Annotated in this window: 6 protein-coding genes, 2 tRNA genes and 4 rRNA genes; all 12 read left to right on the forward strand. The window is 57.5% G+C overall.

All coding sequences use genetic code 11. From position 1 onward, the window contains the following. Positions 1 to 91: 91 nt before the first annotated feature. The 12 genes from J3P79_RS00900 (at position 92) to pgaD (ending at position 14,591) form a co-directional block, all read left to right on the forward strand. Positions 92 to 1,630, forward strand: a 16S ribosomal RNA gene (locus J3P79_RS00900). A 65-nt stretch (positions 1,631 to 1,695) separates the two neighbouring features. Then, positions 1,696 to 1,772 (forward strand) — tRNA-Ile (locus J3P79_RS00905). Between the two features lie 27 nt (positions 1,773 to 1,799). Continuing rightward, positions 1,800 to 1,875 (forward strand) — tRNA-Ala (locus J3P79_RS00910). Positions 1,876 to 2,126: 251 nt separating this feature from the next. Beyond that, positions 2,127 to 5,018, forward strand: a 23S ribosomal RNA gene (locus J3P79_RS00915). A gap of 156 nt (positions 5,019 to 5,174) precedes the next feature. Then, a 5S ribosomal RNA gene (rrf, locus tag J3P79_RS00920) occupies positions 5,175 to 5,290 on the forward strand. Positions 5,291 to 5,397: 107 nt separating this feature from the next. Then, positions 5,398 to 5,513, forward strand: a 5S ribosomal RNA gene (gene rrf / locus J3P79_RS00925). The 16S, 23S and 5S rRNA genes sit together here with 2 tRNA genes alongside, the layout of an rRNA operon. A gap of 181 nt (positions 5,514 to 5,694) precedes the next feature. Then, complete coding sequence (locus J3P79_RS00930) at positions 5,695 to 6,330, forward strand: hypothetical protein (RefSeq protein WP_039594226.1); 636 nt, start codon at positions 5,695 to 5,697, stop codon at positions 6,328 to 6,330. A 158-nt stretch (positions 6,331 to 6,488) separates the two neighbouring features. Next, the gene (locus J3P79_RS00935; protein WP_434607427.1) at positions 6,489 to 7,994 is read left to right on the forward strand and encodes a YdgA family protein; all 1,506 of its coding nucleotides are present in this window, start codon (positions 6,489 to 6,491) and stop codon (positions 7,992 to 7,994) included. Positions 7,995 to 8,240: 246 nt separating this feature from the next. Next, positions 8,241 to 10,724: a poly-beta-1,6 N-acetyl-D-glucosamine export porin PgaA gene (gene pgaA, locus J3P79_RS00940; RefSeq protein WP_434607429.1), complete on the forward strand. Its 2,484-nt coding sequence runs from the start codon at positions 8,241 to 8,243 to the stop codon at positions 10,722 to 10,724. 12 nt (positions 10,725 to 10,736) lie between these two features. Further along, positions 10,737 to 12,734 carry a poly-beta-1,6-N-acetyl-D-glucosamine N-deacetylase PgaB gene (pgaB, locus tag J3P79_RS00945; RefSeq protein ID WP_434607431.1) on the forward strand — a complete coding sequence of 666 codons (1,998 nt, stop codon included), beginning with the start codon at positions 10,737 to 10,739 and terminating at the stop codon, positions 12,732 to 12,734. Between the two features lies 1 nt (position 12,735). After that, on the forward strand, positions 12,736 to 14,091 hold the full coding sequence (gene pgaC / locus J3P79_RS00950) for a poly-beta-1,6-N-acetyl-D-glucosamine synthase (protein WP_434607433.1): 1,356 nt from the start codon (positions 12,736 to 12,738) through the stop codon (positions 14,089 to 14,091). Further along, on the forward strand, positions 14,088 to 14,591 hold the full coding sequence (gene pgaD / locus J3P79_RS00955; RefSeq protein ID WP_434607435.1) for a poly-beta-1,6-N-acetyl-D-glucosamine biosynthesis protein PgaD: 504 nt from the start codon (positions 14,088 to 14,090) through the stop codon (positions 14,589 to 14,591). The genes pgaC and pgaD overlap by 4 nt, the downstream gene beginning before the upstream one ends. The last annotated feature ends 11 nt before the right edge of the window (positions 14,592 to 14,602 follow it).

A 14,602-nucleotide genomic window follows, 5' to 3' on the forward strand; every position in this document is an offset into this window, starting at 1 on the left:
TCAGCATCACAAGTTACTCCGCGAGAAATCAAAGATGTAACCAACGATTGCTGAGCCAAGTTTAGGGTTTTCTCAAAACCCAAAGATGTTTGAACTGAAGAGTTTGATCATGGCTCAGATTGAACGCTGGCGGCAGGCCTAACACATGCAAGTCGAGCGGCAGCACGGGTACTTGTACCTGGTGGCGAGCGGCGGACGGGTGAGTAATGCCTAGGAATCTGCCTGGTAGTGGGGGATAACGCTCGGAAACGGACGCTAATACCGCATACGTCCTACGGGAGAAAGCAGGGGACCTTCGGGCCTTGCGCTATCAGATGAGCCTAGGTCGGATTAGCTAGTTGGTGAGGTAATGGCTCACCAAGGCGACGATCCGTAACTGGTCTGAGAGGATGATCAGTCACACTGGAACTGAGACACGGTCCAGACTCCTACGGGAGGCAGCAGTGGGGAATATTGGACAATGGGCGAAAGCCTGATCCAGCCATGCCGCGTGTGTGAAGAAGGTCTTCGGATTGTAAAGCACTTTAAGTTGGGAGGAAGGGCATTAACCTAATACGTTAGTGTTTTGACGTTACCGACAGAATAAGCACCGGCTAACTCTGTGCCAGCAGCCGCGGTAATACAGAGGGTGCAAGCGTTAATCGGAATTACTGGGCGTAAAGCGCGCGTAGGTGGTTCGTTAAGTTGGATGTGAAATCCCCGGGCTCAACCTGGGAACTGCATTCAAAACTGTCGAGCTAGAGTATGGTAGAGGGTGGTGGAATTTCCTGTGTAGCGGTGAAATGCGTAGATATAGGAAGGAACACCAGTGGCGAAGGCGACCACCTGGACTGATACTGACACTGAGGTGCGAAAGCGTGGGGAGCAAACAGGATTAGATACCCTGGTAGTCCACGCCGTAAACGATGTCAACTAGCCGTTGGGAGCCTTGAGCTCTTAGTGGCGCAGCTAACGCATTAAGTTGACCGCCTGGGGAGTACGGCCGCAAGGTTAAAACTCAAATGAATTGACGGGGGCCCGCACAAGCGGTGGAGCATGTGGTTTAATTCGAAGCAACGCGAAGAACCTTACCAGGCCTTGACATCCAATGAACTTTCCAGAGATGGATTGGTGCCTTCGGGAACATTGAGACAGGTGCTGCATGGCTGTCGTCAGCTCGTGTCGTGAGATGTTGGGTTAAGTCCCGTAACGAGCGCAACCCTTGTCCTTAGTTACCAGCACGTTATGGTGGGCACTCTAAGGAGACTGCCGGTGACAAACCGGAGGAAGGTGGGGATGACGTCAAGTCATCATGGCCCTTACGGCCTGGGCTACACACGTGCTACAATGGTCGGTACAGAGGGTTGCCAAGCCGCGAGGTGGAGCTAATCCCACAAAACCGATCGTAGTCCGGATCGCAGTCTGCAACTCGACTGCGTGAAGTCGGAATCGCTAGTAATCGCGAATCAGAATGTCGCGGTGAATACGTTCCCGGGCCTTGTACACACCGCCCGTCACACCATGGGAGTGGGTTGCACCAGAAGTAGCTAGTCTAACCTTCGGGGGGACGGTTACCACGGTGTGATTCATGACTGGGGTGAAGTCGTAACAAGGTAGCCGTAGGGGAACCTGCGGCTGGATCACCTCCTTAATCGACGACCGCAGCTGCTCCATGAGCTCCCACACGAATTGCTTGATTCATTGAAGAAGACGATTGGGTCTGTAGCTCAGTTGGTTAGAGCGCACCCCTGATAAGGGTGAGGTCGGCAGTTCGAATCTGCCCAGACCCACCAATTTCATGGTGTCCCCTGTAGCGATACGGGGCCATAGCTCAGCTGGGAGAGCGCCTGCCTTGCACGCAGGAGGTCAGCGGTTCGATCCCGCTTGGCTCCACCATTACAGATTGGTTCCAACGTTTAAAGCTTAGAAATGAGCATTCCACCAACAGGGTGATGAATGTTGATTTCTAGTCTTTTGATTAGATCGTTCTTTAAAAATTTGGGTATGTGATAGAAAGATAGACTGAACGTTACTTTCACTGGTAACGGATCAGGCTAAGGTAAAATTTGTGATTGGCTCTTTGGAGTCAAATCGAATTTTCGGCGAATGTCGTCTTCACAGTATAACCAGATTGCTTGGGGTTATATGGTCAAGTGAAGAAGCGCATACGGTGGATGCCTTGGCAGTCAGAGGCGATGAAAGACGTGGTAGCCTGCGAAAAGCTTCGGGGAGTCGGCAAACAGACTTTGATCCGGAGATGTCTGAATGGGGGAACCCAGCCATCATAAGATGGTTATCTTGTACTGAATACATAGGTGCAAGAGGCGAACCAGGGGAACTGAAACATCTAAGTACCCTGAGGAAAAGAAATCAACCGAGATTCCCTTAGTAGTGGCGAGCGAACGGGGACTAGCCCTTAAGCTTCTTTGATTTTAGCGGAACGCTCTGGAAAGTGCGGCCATAGTGGGTGATAGCCCTGTACGCGAAAGGATCTTAGAAGTGAAATCGAGTAGGACGGAGCACGAGAAACTTTGTCTGAATATGGGGGGACCATCCTCCAAGGCTAAATACTACTGACTGACCGATAGTGAACTAGTACCGTGAGGGAAAGGCGAAAAGAACCCCGGAGAGGGGAGTGAAATAGATCCTGAAACCGTATGCGTACAAGCAGTGGGAGCCCACTTTGTTGGGTGACTGCGTACCTTTTGTATAATGGGTCAGCGACTTATTTTCAGTGGCGAGCTTAACCGAATAGGGGAGGCGTAGCGAAAGCGAGTCTTAATAGGGCGTCTAGTCGCTGGGAATAGACCCGAAACCGGGCGATCTATCCATGGGCAGGTTGAAGGTTAGGTAACACTGACTGGAGGACCGAACCGACTACCGTTGAAAAGTTAGCGGATGACCTGTGGATCGGAGTGAAAGGCTAATCAAGCTCGGAGATAGCTGGTTCTCCTCGAAAGCTATTTAGGTAGCGCCTCATGTATCACTGTAGGGGGTAGAGCACTGTTTCGGCTAGGGGGTCATCCCGACTTACCAAACCGATGCAAACTCCGAATACCTACAAGTGCCGAGCATGGGAGACACACGGCGGGTGCTAACGTCCGTCGTGAAAAGGGAAACAACCCAGACCGTCAGCTAAGGTCCCAAAGTTATGGTTAAGTGGGAAACGATGTGGGAAGGCTTAGACAGCTAGGAGGTTGGCTTAGAAGCAGCCACCCTTTAAAGAAAGCGTAATAGCTCACTAGTCGAGTCGGCCTGCGCGGAAGATGTAACGGGGCTCAAACCATACACCGAAGCTACGGGTATCACGTAAGTGATGCGGTAGAGGAGCGTTCTGTAAGCCTGTGAAGGTGAGTTGAGAAGCTTGCTGGAGGTATCAGAAGTGCGAATGCTGACATGAGTAACGACAATGGGTGTGAAAAACACCCACGCCGAAAGACCAAGGTTTCCTGCGCAACGTTAATCGACGCAGGGTTAGTCGGTCCCTAAGGCGAGGCTGAAAAGCGTAGTCGATGGAAAACAGGTTAATATTCCTGTACTTCTGGTTATTGCGATGGAGGGACGGAGAAGGCTAGGCCAGCTTGGCGTTGGTTGTCCAAGTTTAAGGTGGTAGGCTGAAATCTTAGGTAAATCCGGGATTTCAAGGCCGAGAGCTGATGACGAGTTACCCTTTGGGTGACGAAGTGGTTGATGCCATGCTTCCAAGAAAAGCTTCTAAGCTTCAGGTAACCAGGAACCGTACCCCAAACCGACACAGGTGGTTGGGTAGAGAATACCAAGGCGCTTGAGAGAACTCGGGTGAAGGAACTAGGCAAAATGGCACCGTAACTTCGGGAGAAGGTGCGCCGGTGAGGGTGAAGCACTTGCTGCGTAAGCCCACGCCGGTCGAAGATACCAGGCCGCTGCGACTGTTTATTAAAAACACAGCACTCTGCAAACACGAAAGTGGACGTATAGGGTGTGACGCCTGCCCGGTGCCGGAAGGTTAATTGATGGGGTTAGCTAACGCGAAGCTCTTGATCGAAGCCCCGGTAAACGGCGGCCGTAACTATAACGGTCCTAAGGTAGCGAAATTCCTTGTCGGGTAAGTTCCGACCTGCACGAATGGCGTAACGATGGCGGCGCTGTCTCCACCCGAGACTCAGTGAAATTGAAATCGCTGTGAAGATGCAGTGTATCCGCGGCTAGACGGAAAGACCCCGTGAACCTTTACTATAGCTTTGCACTGGACTTTGAATTTGCTTGTGTAGGATAGGTGGGAGGCTTTGAAGCGTGGACGCCAGTCTGCGTGGAGCCATCCTTGAAATACCACCCTGGCAACTTTGAGGTTCTAACTCAGGTCCGTTATCCGGATCGAGGACAGTGTATGGTGGGTAGTTTGACTGGGGCGGTCTCCTCCTAAAGAGTAACGGAGGAGTACGAAGGTGCGCTCAGACCGGTCGGAAATCGGTCGTAGAGTATAAAGGCAAAAGCGCGCTTGACTGCGAGACAGACACGTCGAGCAGGTACGAAAGTAGGTCTTAGTGATCCGGTGGTTCTGTATGGAAGGGCCATCGCTCAACGGATAAAAGGTACTCCGGGGATAACAGGCTGATACCGCCCAAGAGTTCATATCGACGGCGGTGTTTGGCACCTCGATGTCGGCTCATCACATCCTGGGGCTGAAGCCGGTCCCAAGGGTATGGCTGTTCGCCATTTAAAGTGGTACGCGAGCTGGGTTTAGAACGTCGTGAGACAGTTCGGTCCCTATCTGCCGTGGACGTTTGAGATTTGAGAGGGGCTGCTCCTAGTACGAGAGGACCGGAGTGGACGAACCTCTGGTGTTCCGGTTGTCACGCCAGTGGCATTGCCGGGTAGCTATGTTCGGAAAAGATAACCGCTGAAAGCATCTAAGCGGGAAACTTGCCTCAAGATGAGATCTCACTGGAGCCTTGAGCTCCCTGAAGGGCCGTCGAAGACTACGACGTTGATAGGCAGGGTGTGTAAGCGCTGTGAGGCGTTGAGCTAACCTGTACTAATTGCCCGTGAGGCTTGACCATATAACACCCAAGCAATCTGTAGACTCGAAAGAGGCCAGATTGCGGTGTGTGAAGACGAAATGAACCGAAAGTTCGAGGCTCACAAAACACCGAAAGCTGTCACATACCCAATTTGCTGAAGCGAGGCCATCAGGCCACGACTCAGTACCCGAATTTCTTGACGACCATAGAGCATTGGAACCACCTGATCCCATCCCGAACTCAGCAGTGAAACGATGCATCGCCGATGGTAGTGTGGGGTTTCCCCATGTGAGAGTAGGTCATCGTCAAGATTAAATTCCGAAACCCCTATCTGCTGATGCAGGTAGGGGTTTTGTTTTAGTAGAAGTCTTAAATTTTCACCGACACGTTCTGTCTGGACGGGTTGGACACCGAATTTCTTGACGACCATAGAGCATTGGAACCACCTGATCCCATCCCGAACTCAGCAGTGAAACGATGCATCGCCGATGGTAGTGTGGGGTTTCCCCATGTGAGAGTAGGTCATCGTCAAGATTGAATTCCCAAAACCCCTGTCTGCAATGCAGACAGGGGTTTTGTCGTTTTGGAGCCGGTAATCGGATCAAGGCTTTAATTGCCGCCGCGTTCCGGCAAACCCCCAGGCCGTTGCTATGCTTTGATCGTCGGGTGTTGGTAGCAACGGCCCGCGACGTGACTGGTCATGGGGATTCCAATAATGAAAAACCCTTATGCTCCTGGCTTCTGGTGCGCTATTGCAGCGTTGGTGCTGCTTTCCGCCACCTACTTCTATGGCGTCATGTTGACTCATCAGATCGATAAGGCATTGATTTTCCTAGATAGCGCGTCGGCGCTGATCGGTGTCATATCCATCGGCGTGGTCGCCTGGGCCTCACTGCAAGGCCAACGCATCAAGAAAAAACAGCTCGAGCAAGGCAAGACCCTGGTGTTGATTTGGGATACCAAGGTTGCGCTGCGCAGGGTCGAAACGGTATTTGATCGCTATTTCTGGGGCAGCTATTGGCAACCGGGGCGGACCTTTCAGGAGGTCATGGGAGAGCTCACCGGGACGCCGTTGGAAAAAAGTCTCGAAGCTTTGAAGGTCCAATGCGCGGCGTTGGACGAGCAGGTCGCGCAGGACGACTGGCACTGGCTCAACAATGCGCGCGAACTGTGCGATGTCGCCAATGCCATGGCTCGGGAGCGCTACCAGTTGGATTTCTGTGATGGGCGCGCAGACTCATCGAGCACTGCAGTGATCAATCGTGATTTCGAAGTACTGGTGTACACCTGGACCGCACGGCTCAAGACCTTTGATCATCAACTGGACGAGATCGAAGTCCAATATTCGTAGACCATTTCGCAACAACACGCTTTTTCCCCTTTAAACATTGGGCTTGCTGGCTTGCCTGATGCTAATCTGCCCACCACTTTTGCCGCGTCGAGCCACAGCCCTTTGCGGGTCAAGGAAGACGGCGACTTTTTCAACCATGGAATACGATCGGGTCACTCATGAATAAATCAGCAAGCGTACTTCTCGGAATCGTTGTGGTGATCGGTGCTATCAGTGCAGGTGGCGCCTGGTATACCGGTACGAAGCTTGAAGGAGTGCTGAATACTGCGATTGCCGACAGCAACAAGCAAATTCAAACGGCGTTGGCCGGCTCCAACGGTACCGCGTCGATCGAGCTGGTGTCCTTGGACCGTGGGACATTCAGCAGTACCGCTCATTATCGTCTCAAGGGCGAAGGCGAGATGTTCGGCGGCGAACCCGTAGAGCTGCTGTTCGTTGACAATATCGAACACGGACCGCTGCCGTTTTCCCGTCTGATAACGCTCAAATGGCTGCCGGTCATGGCGACCAGCCACACCGAGCTTGAGCGGACTCCGCTGACCGAGAAGTGGTTTGTCGCCGCCAAGGATAAATCACCGCTCAAAGGCGTGTTCAACCTGGGCTATGACCAGTCCACGAACGGTACATTCGAGCTGCTGCCGCTGGATACCAAACTGGATGAACAATCCCAGCTCATTTTCTCCGGCCTGAAAATCGATGTGGCCGCCAGCGCCCAAGCGCAGAAGATCAAGGCCGACGGCTATATGGACAGTTTCAAGCTGACCACCGTCGCCGAAGATCAGACGCCGGTGCAAGTCGAGTTCGGCGGCTTGACGTTGGCCAGTAACCTGACCAAGAGCACCTACGGCTACTACATGGGTGACAACACCCTGCTGTTGACCAACAGCAAAACCAGTTTCGGCGAACAGAAATCGGTACTGGGCCTGAAGAACTTCGAAATGAAGAACAACAGCTCTGAAAACGGTACCAGCGCTTCGGGGCGCGCCGACTACAAGATCGGTGAGTTGTCGTTCAACGATAAAGTCATCGGTTCTGCCCAGATGGCGGTAAGCCTGAAGAACCTGGACATCCCGGCCACCATGTCGCTGATGCAGGTTTACCAAGCCAAACTGCAGCCATACGAAAAAGCCGCTGCCGAGGCGGCTGAAGCGGGTGAGCCGGCGCCAGAGCTGGAGCTGACCGAGGCGGAAGAGGCGCAGGTCAAGGCAGACCTGGAGAAACTCCTCGCTGGCGCCCCACAGGTCGCCCTGGAGAACCTTTCGTTCAGTACTGCAAACGGTGAAAGCCGCGCGAGCCTGATCGTAGACCTGGCCAAGCCGCAATCCATGGACCTGCCGCCGGATGAACTGGGCCGTCAGTTGCTCGCCCTGCTGGATTTCAAGGTGAAGGTGTCCAAGCCGATGCTGGTGGACCTGCTGACCGTGCAGGCGCAAATGGAAGGCCAGACGGACGCCAAGCTGATCGCTGACCAGGCCACCGCCACCAGCGACATGTTCAGCGCCATGGCTGTGGGTACCGAGCTGGCGAAGCTGGAAGGCAACGACGTGGTCACCAACTTGCACTACGCGAACAATCAAGTCGATTTCAACGGCCAGAAAATGACCGTTGAACAATTCTCGGCGTTTGTAATGAGTAAGTTGGGCGGCGGCGTCGCCGTTCAGTAATACCTCTAAAGCAACATCCAAAAACCGGCCCGTGCCCTGCGCACGGGCCGGTTTTTTTTGCTCGTTAAAAAACTTCGCCGCGCAAATCTGCAGGGATTCTGAAGAATTATGGCGTTCCGGAAAATGACCCATCGCGCAATGCCAGACTAAGCCCGTTAGAGCTTGGCTGGGTTCCTTTGATCCGGCCTCCTGTTTGATGGGCAAGGGGGCACTGCGACCCGGCTGGCCATGTAAGGATGCTGACGAATGCCGCGTACTGTGGGTCCTCTTATTCAATTCGGTTTGCGCCCGTTGTTTCGCGTCGCGCTGTGCAGCCAACTCTGCTGGCCGGTAGCGGCGCTTGCCGATCCTGCCTATGACCAGATGGTGCTTGATGCCCGCTCGGGCCATTACGCGCCCGCGCTGACTGCATTGCGCCAAGTGCCGACCGAGCAAGCCAGTACCGCGCAAATCAGCGATCACCTGCAAATCGCCAGTTGGGCCGGTCTCGATGCCGAAGTGGTAAACGTCTACGAAACCCAAGGTCGTTACCGCGACTTGCCGGTCCAGGCACTGACCGCGGCGGCCCGGGCCTATCGCAACCTGAAGCGTTGGGATCCGGCGATCGAGTTGTATCGCCGGGCCTTGGCCATCGATCCGCGAAATGCCGACCTGCAACTGGGCCTGGCCTTGACCCAGGCTGATGCCGGCAAGCCCGATGAAGCCGTCAGCCGTGCCAAGGCCCTGGTTGCCGCCAAGCCTGATGATCCGATGCGCCGGCTGGCGCTGGGCTATGCCCTGACGCGCGCTGACAGTCCCTACGAAGCGCTGTTCGAATACGATCAAGCCTTCATCCGTGCGGGGAGTAACAAGCCTGAGGTCGCACGCGAATACATCTACGCCTTGCAGCGCGCCAGGTTGCCTGAGCCGGCGTTGCGCATGGCCCGTCTTCAGCCTGGGCTGATCGACCGCGGTGTGCAGCGCCGGCTCGAAGGCGATGTGGCGGCCGAACGGGTGCGCCTGGCGGATATGGCCAGCCGCAGCGAAAAGGACCGTTTTGTCATCGCTGACCGCGCGTTGGCCGATTACGACACGTTGCTCGCCACCTGGACGCCAGTGGCAGAGGCCCATGAGGACGTGCTGCGGTGGCGTATCGATCGCATGGGTGCGCTCAACGCACGCGCTCGTCGGGCAGAGGTGATTGCCGAATACCAGAAGCTGGTCGCTGAAGGGATCAGCATTCCAACGTACGCCCTGCGGTGGGTGGCCTCTTCCTATCTGGAGCAACGTGAACCGGAAATCGCCGTCGAGCTGTACCGCCGCGTACTGACCGCGCCAGATGCCGACGCTGCGGACCGCTTCGAAGACAGTACCGCGCTCTACTACGCCTTGCTGGAAAGCGAAAAATCCGAAGAGGCGCGCGCGCTTGCCGAAGATGTGGCAAAAGCGCAGCCGGCTCGGGTGGAACTCAAGGGCCTGCCAATCGGTAACCCCAACGATGAATGGATGGACGCGCAGATGCTTGCCGCGCAAGCGGGCACTTATGGCGCCGACCTGCCCTCCGCGGAAGGGCGCCTGGAAAGTCTCGTTTACGAGGGGCCCGGTAACATTGGCTTGCGTCTGGCCCAGGCCGACCTGTACCAGGCCCGCGACTGGCCGCGGCGCTCGGAAAACCTGCTCAAGGAAGTCGAGGCCACGACACCGCGCAATCGCGACCTGGAGATTGCCCAGGCCCGGGCGGCGATGGATCTGCAGGAGTGGCGGCAGATGGATGCGCTCACCGATGACGTAGTTGCACGTTATCCGGAGAACGCCCATGTCAAACGCCTGCAACGCCAGCGGGAGGTCCATGACATGGCCGAATTGCGCATCGAAGCCTATACCGGCAAAAGCTACGGCGGTGGCAACGGCGATGCCGGCGCGGTGACGGGCAGTCGGGATTTCGGTATCGAAACGCTGCTATACAGCCCTCCCATCGACGAAGACTGGCGCCTGTTCGGCGGTGCCGGCTACGCCACTGGCGACTTCGAAGAAGGCACCGGCCATCACCGCTGGCAGCGCCTGGGGGTAGAGCGGCGCACCCGAGACATGACCCTGGAGGCGGAAGTCTCCAACCACTCGTACGGTTCCGGTGACAAACAAGGCGCTCGCGTGGCCGTAGCCCGGGACATCAACGATCACTGGCAGTACGGCGGCAGCCTGGATTACCTCTCGGCCAATACGCCGTTGCGGGCCCTCAACAGCGGTATTCGCGCCAATGGGGGGAGCGGTTTCGTTCGCTGGCGCGCCAATGAAAGTCGCGAATGGCGGCTGGCGGTGAGCCCGTCTCATTTCAGCGACGGCAACAATCGCCTCGAGACCTTGCTGACCGGCCGCGAGGGCATCTACAGCGCCCCGAGGCTGCAAGTAGAGCTGGGCCTGGAAGTCGGTGCCAGTCGCAACAGCGGTTCCGATGAAGTGCCGTACTTCAATCCGAAGTCGGACTTCAGCGTCATGCCGACCGTGAGCGCCAACCATGTGCTGTACCGCCGCTATGAAACCACTTGGAGCCAACAATTCCAGGTCGGGGCCGGCACTTATAGCCAGCGTGACTACAGCACCGGTGCCATGGGGCTGGTCGGCTACGGCCAGCGTCTGCTCTGGAACGATGTGCTCGAAGCAGGGGCCGCGCTGAGCTGGCTCAACCGCCCTTACGACGGCGATCGTGAAAGCGATCTGCGCCTGCTTGTCGACCTCACTTACCGCTTCTAGAAGAGTTTGAAAATGCCCGTCATGTCGCGCTTCATCCTTCTGCTGGGAGTCTTGCTGATCAGTGCTTGTGCCCAGCAGGCCCCGGCGTTCGCGCCACCTTCGCAACGGCCCGTGGCGGCCAACGATGCCCCGTGGCCGAAGAACCACGTGCTCGGCATCGCCTACCACGATGTCGAGGACCGCGACCCTGACCAGGCCTTGGTCGCCGTGCGTACGGAACGCCTGGTCGAACAACTGGCCTGGCTGCGGGAGAACAGCTATCAGCCAGTCACGGTCGACCAGATCATCGCGGCCCGCAACGGCGGCCCGGAACTGCCGCCGCGCGCGGTGCTGCTGAGTTTCGATGACGGCTACTCAAGCTTTTATACGCGCGTCATGCCGATCCTGCGCGCCTACAACTGGCCGGCGATCCTCGCCCCGGTTGGCAGTTGGGTCGACACGCCGATGAACCAGACGGTGGATTTCGCCGGCGTGCCACGCAAACGCTCCGAGTTCCTGACCTGGGAGCAGGTTCGCGAGGTTTCGAAATCGGGCCTGGTGGAAATCGCCGCCCATACCGATGCCAATCACAAAGGCGTACTCGCCAACCCGCAAGGCAACCAACAGCCGGCGGCGACCACCCGACGCTACGATCCGGCCACCGGTCGTTATGAGACCGAGGCGGATTTCCAGGCGCGTTTGCGCAAGGATGTGGCGGCCATTTCCGAGAAGATCCGCAGCGTCGCCGGCTACAGCCCGCGCATCTGGGTCTGGCCATACGGGGAGGCGGATGGCACCGCGTTGCAGGTGATCGGCAGCGAGGGCTACCAGATGGCCCTGACCCTGGAGGATGGCCTCGACAGCCTCGACAACTTGATGAGCGGCCCGCGCTTTCTTGTGGCCTCGGATCCGGATGGCGCTCATTTCGCCGAAAGCGTCGTGTCCGTGCAAACCATGGACCCGATGCGAGTGGTCCACGTCGACCTGGATTACGTCTACGACCCTGATCCGGTGCAGCAGGAGGCCAACGTCGGCAAACTGGTCCAGCGCATTTACGACCTGGGCGCCAACACGGTGTTCCTGCAAGCGTTCGCCGACCCGAAAGGTGATGGCCTGGTCCACTCGCTGTACTTTCCTAACCGTCACCTGCCGGTGCGCGCCGATCTGTTCGACCGTGTTGCATGGCAACTGCGTACCCGAGCCAGCGTCAAGGTGTATGCCTGGATGCCGGTGCTCAGTTTTGCCCTGGACCCCAAGTTGCCACGCGTACAGCGTTGGGATCCGGAGACCGGCAAGACCGGCGTAGCCCCGGATCAGTACGTTCGCCTGTCGCCTTTCGACCCGAGCGTGCGCCGGATCATCGGTGAGATCTACGAAGACCTGGCGCGGATGAGCTCGGTGGACGGCGTCCTCTACCATGACGACGCGGTGTTCTCCGACTTCGAGGACGCCAGCCCCGCCGCAATGAAAATCTATGCCGCCAACGGCTTGCCAACCTCCATCGCCGCCCTGCGCGATGACCCGGCGGCCATGCAGCGCTGGACCCGTTTCAAGAGCCGCTACCTGATTGATTTCACCGCCGAACTCACGGCCAAGGTCCGCGCGATTCGAGGCCCGGAAGTCCGCACCGCGCGCAATATCTTTGCCGAGCCGATGCTCAACCCGCAAAGCGAAGCCTGGTTCGCCCAAAATCTCGACGACTTCCTCGGTGCCTACGATTGGACGGCGCCGATGGCTATGCCGCTGATGGAAAAACAGACCCGCGAACAATCGGGCCCCTGGCTCGAACGGCTGGTGGAAACCATCAAGGCTCGCCCTGGTGCGCTCAAGCGCACGGTATTCGAACTGCAGGCCCGCGACTGGCACAGCAAGCCGGTGGCGGACATCGAGGGCGAACAATTGGCCGACTGGATGGGGCGTCTCAAGCGTCAGGGCGTGACCAGTTTCGGCTATTACCCGGACAACTTCATCGAAGACCAGCCCGCCGTGAAAGCCGTGCGGCCTGCGCTCTCCAACAAATGGAATCGTTGACATGCTCGACAGACTGCTCGCCGTGCTGGTGCTGGCGATTGTCCTTGGGGTACCCCTGGGCCTGATCTTCCTGGTCACCGGGCAATTCCTGATGGACTTCGTGTTCTTCTATCCGCTGTTCATGTCCGGCCTTTGGATCGCCGGTGGCCTGTATTTCTGGCTGCACTGGGAACGCCACTGGCCGTGGAAGGACGACACGTTGCCGCCGCCCCTGGCCGGCGAGCCGCTGATCAGCATCCTGATCCCGTGCTTCAACGAAGGCGACAACGTTGCCGACACGATCCACGCCGCGCTGGGCCAGCATTACCCGAACATCGAAGTCATCGCCATCAACGACGGTTCCAAGGACAACACCGCCGAGGTGCTTGATCGCCTGGCCGTTGAAGACCCGCGCTTGCGCGTGCTGCACCTGGCGGAAAACCAGGGCAAGGCCGTGGCCCTGCGCATGGGCGCCATCGCCGCGCGCAGCGAATACCTGGTGTGCATCGACGGTGACGCGCTGCTGGCGCCGAATACCTGTGCCTACCTCGTGGCGCCGATGCTGGACAACGCCCGTCTTGGCGCGGTGACCGGCAACCCGCGCATCCGCACCCGTTCTACGTTGGTGGGCCGGGTCCAGGTCGGCGAGTTTTCCTCGATCATCGGTTTGATCAAGCGCACCCAGCGGGTTTTCGGGCGGATCTTTACCGTGTCCGGCGTGATCGTCGCGTTCCGGCGCACGGCACTGCACCGGGTCGGCTATTGGAGCCCGGACATGATCACCGAAGACATCGACATCAGTTGGAAGCTGCAACTGGACCACTGGAGCATCTTCTACGAGCCCCGCGCCTTGTGCTGGATCCTCATGCCGGAAACCCTGCGCGGCCTCTGGCGGCAACGCTTGCGCTGGGCCCAGGGTGGCGCCGAGGTGCTTTTCAAGAACATCCGTGGCATCTGGCAATACCGCCATCGCTACCTGTGGCCGCTGCTGTTCGAATACTGCCTGTCCACCGGCTGGGCGTTCACCTTCCTGTTGTCGGTGATCTTCTGGGGCGCCGGCAAATTCGTCGAGATGCCAGCGGCTATCGCCGTCGACCATCTCATGCCACCGGCCTTCACCGGCCTGTTGCTGGCCATGGTGTGCCTGATGCAGTTCGCAGTGAGCATCCTGATCGATCGTCGCTACGAAAAAGGCTTGTGGCACACCATGTTCTGGGTGGTCTGGTACCCGCTGGTGTTCTGGCTGATCAGCCTGTTCACCACGCTGGTGAGTTTCCCCAAGGTGCTGTTCGGTCAGCACCAGAAACGTGCGCGCTGGATCAGTCCGGATCGCGGAATCAAACCGTTCGATGACGAAGAAGAGGAAGTGATCCGATGAAAATTATCAGGACCCGCCAGCGGCCTTTTCTGGTGATCATCGATGTGCTCTTTACCGTACTGGCCTGGGTCGGGCTGTTATACCTGCTGGTGAACGGGCTGTGGCCGTTGTTCGACAGCCACGCCGGCCCGCGCCTGGGCGGTTCGTTGTTCGACACCTTGGGTACGCTGCAGATCTACGGCTGGATCGCATTGGTCAACGCAATCATCCTGATCACCTGGGCGCGCTATCAGCAGCGCAAAAGCCGCAGCTTTGCCCAGCGCAGGCTGCCCAGGCCTGCGGTGGACGATCAGGGCCTGAGCGCCAGTTTCAAGTTGACTGACGAACGTCTGGAAACGCTGCGCCAGCCGGGTTCGAAGATCATCCATAACAACCAGGAGGGCGACATCAGTCACGTGGTGCCGCATTTCCATCTGCTGAGCCCGGACTTGCAGCCGCCGCCCTTGGCGCCCCTGGAGCGCCCGCAGGTTATTCATCTGCGGGCTGATCATTCCGTGTAGGAAGATCAGCG

The organism is Pseudomonas sp. R1-7 (assembly GCF_051132105.1).
Taxonomy (GTDB): Bacteria; Pseudomonadota; Gammaproteobacteria; order Pseudomonadales; family Pseudomonadaceae; genus Aquipseudomonas.

Coding starts and splice junctions, on each gene's coding strand:
- pgaB (WP_434607431.1), top strand. CDS start 10,737: ATGCCCGTCATGTCGCGCTTCATCCTTCTGCTGGGAGTCTTGCTGATC.
- pgaA (WP_434607429.1), top strand. CDS start 8,241: ATGCCGCGTACTGTGGGTCCTCTTATTCAATTCGGTTTGCGCCCGTTG.
- pgaC (WP_434607433.1), top strand. CDS start 12,736: ATGCTCGACAGACTGCTCGCCGTGCTGGTGCTGGCGATTGTCCTTGGG.
- J3P79_RS00935 (WP_434607427.1), top strand. CDS start 6,489: ATGAATAAATCAGCAAGCGTACTTCTCGGAATCGTTGTGGTGATCGGT.
- pgaD (WP_434607435.1), top strand. CDS start 14,088: ATGAAAATTATCAGGACCCGCCAGCGGCCTTTTCTGGTGATCATCGAT.
- J3P79_RS00930 (WP_039594226.1), top strand. CDS start 5,695: ATGAAAAACCCTTATGCTCCTGGCTTCTGGTGCGCTATTGCAGCGTTG.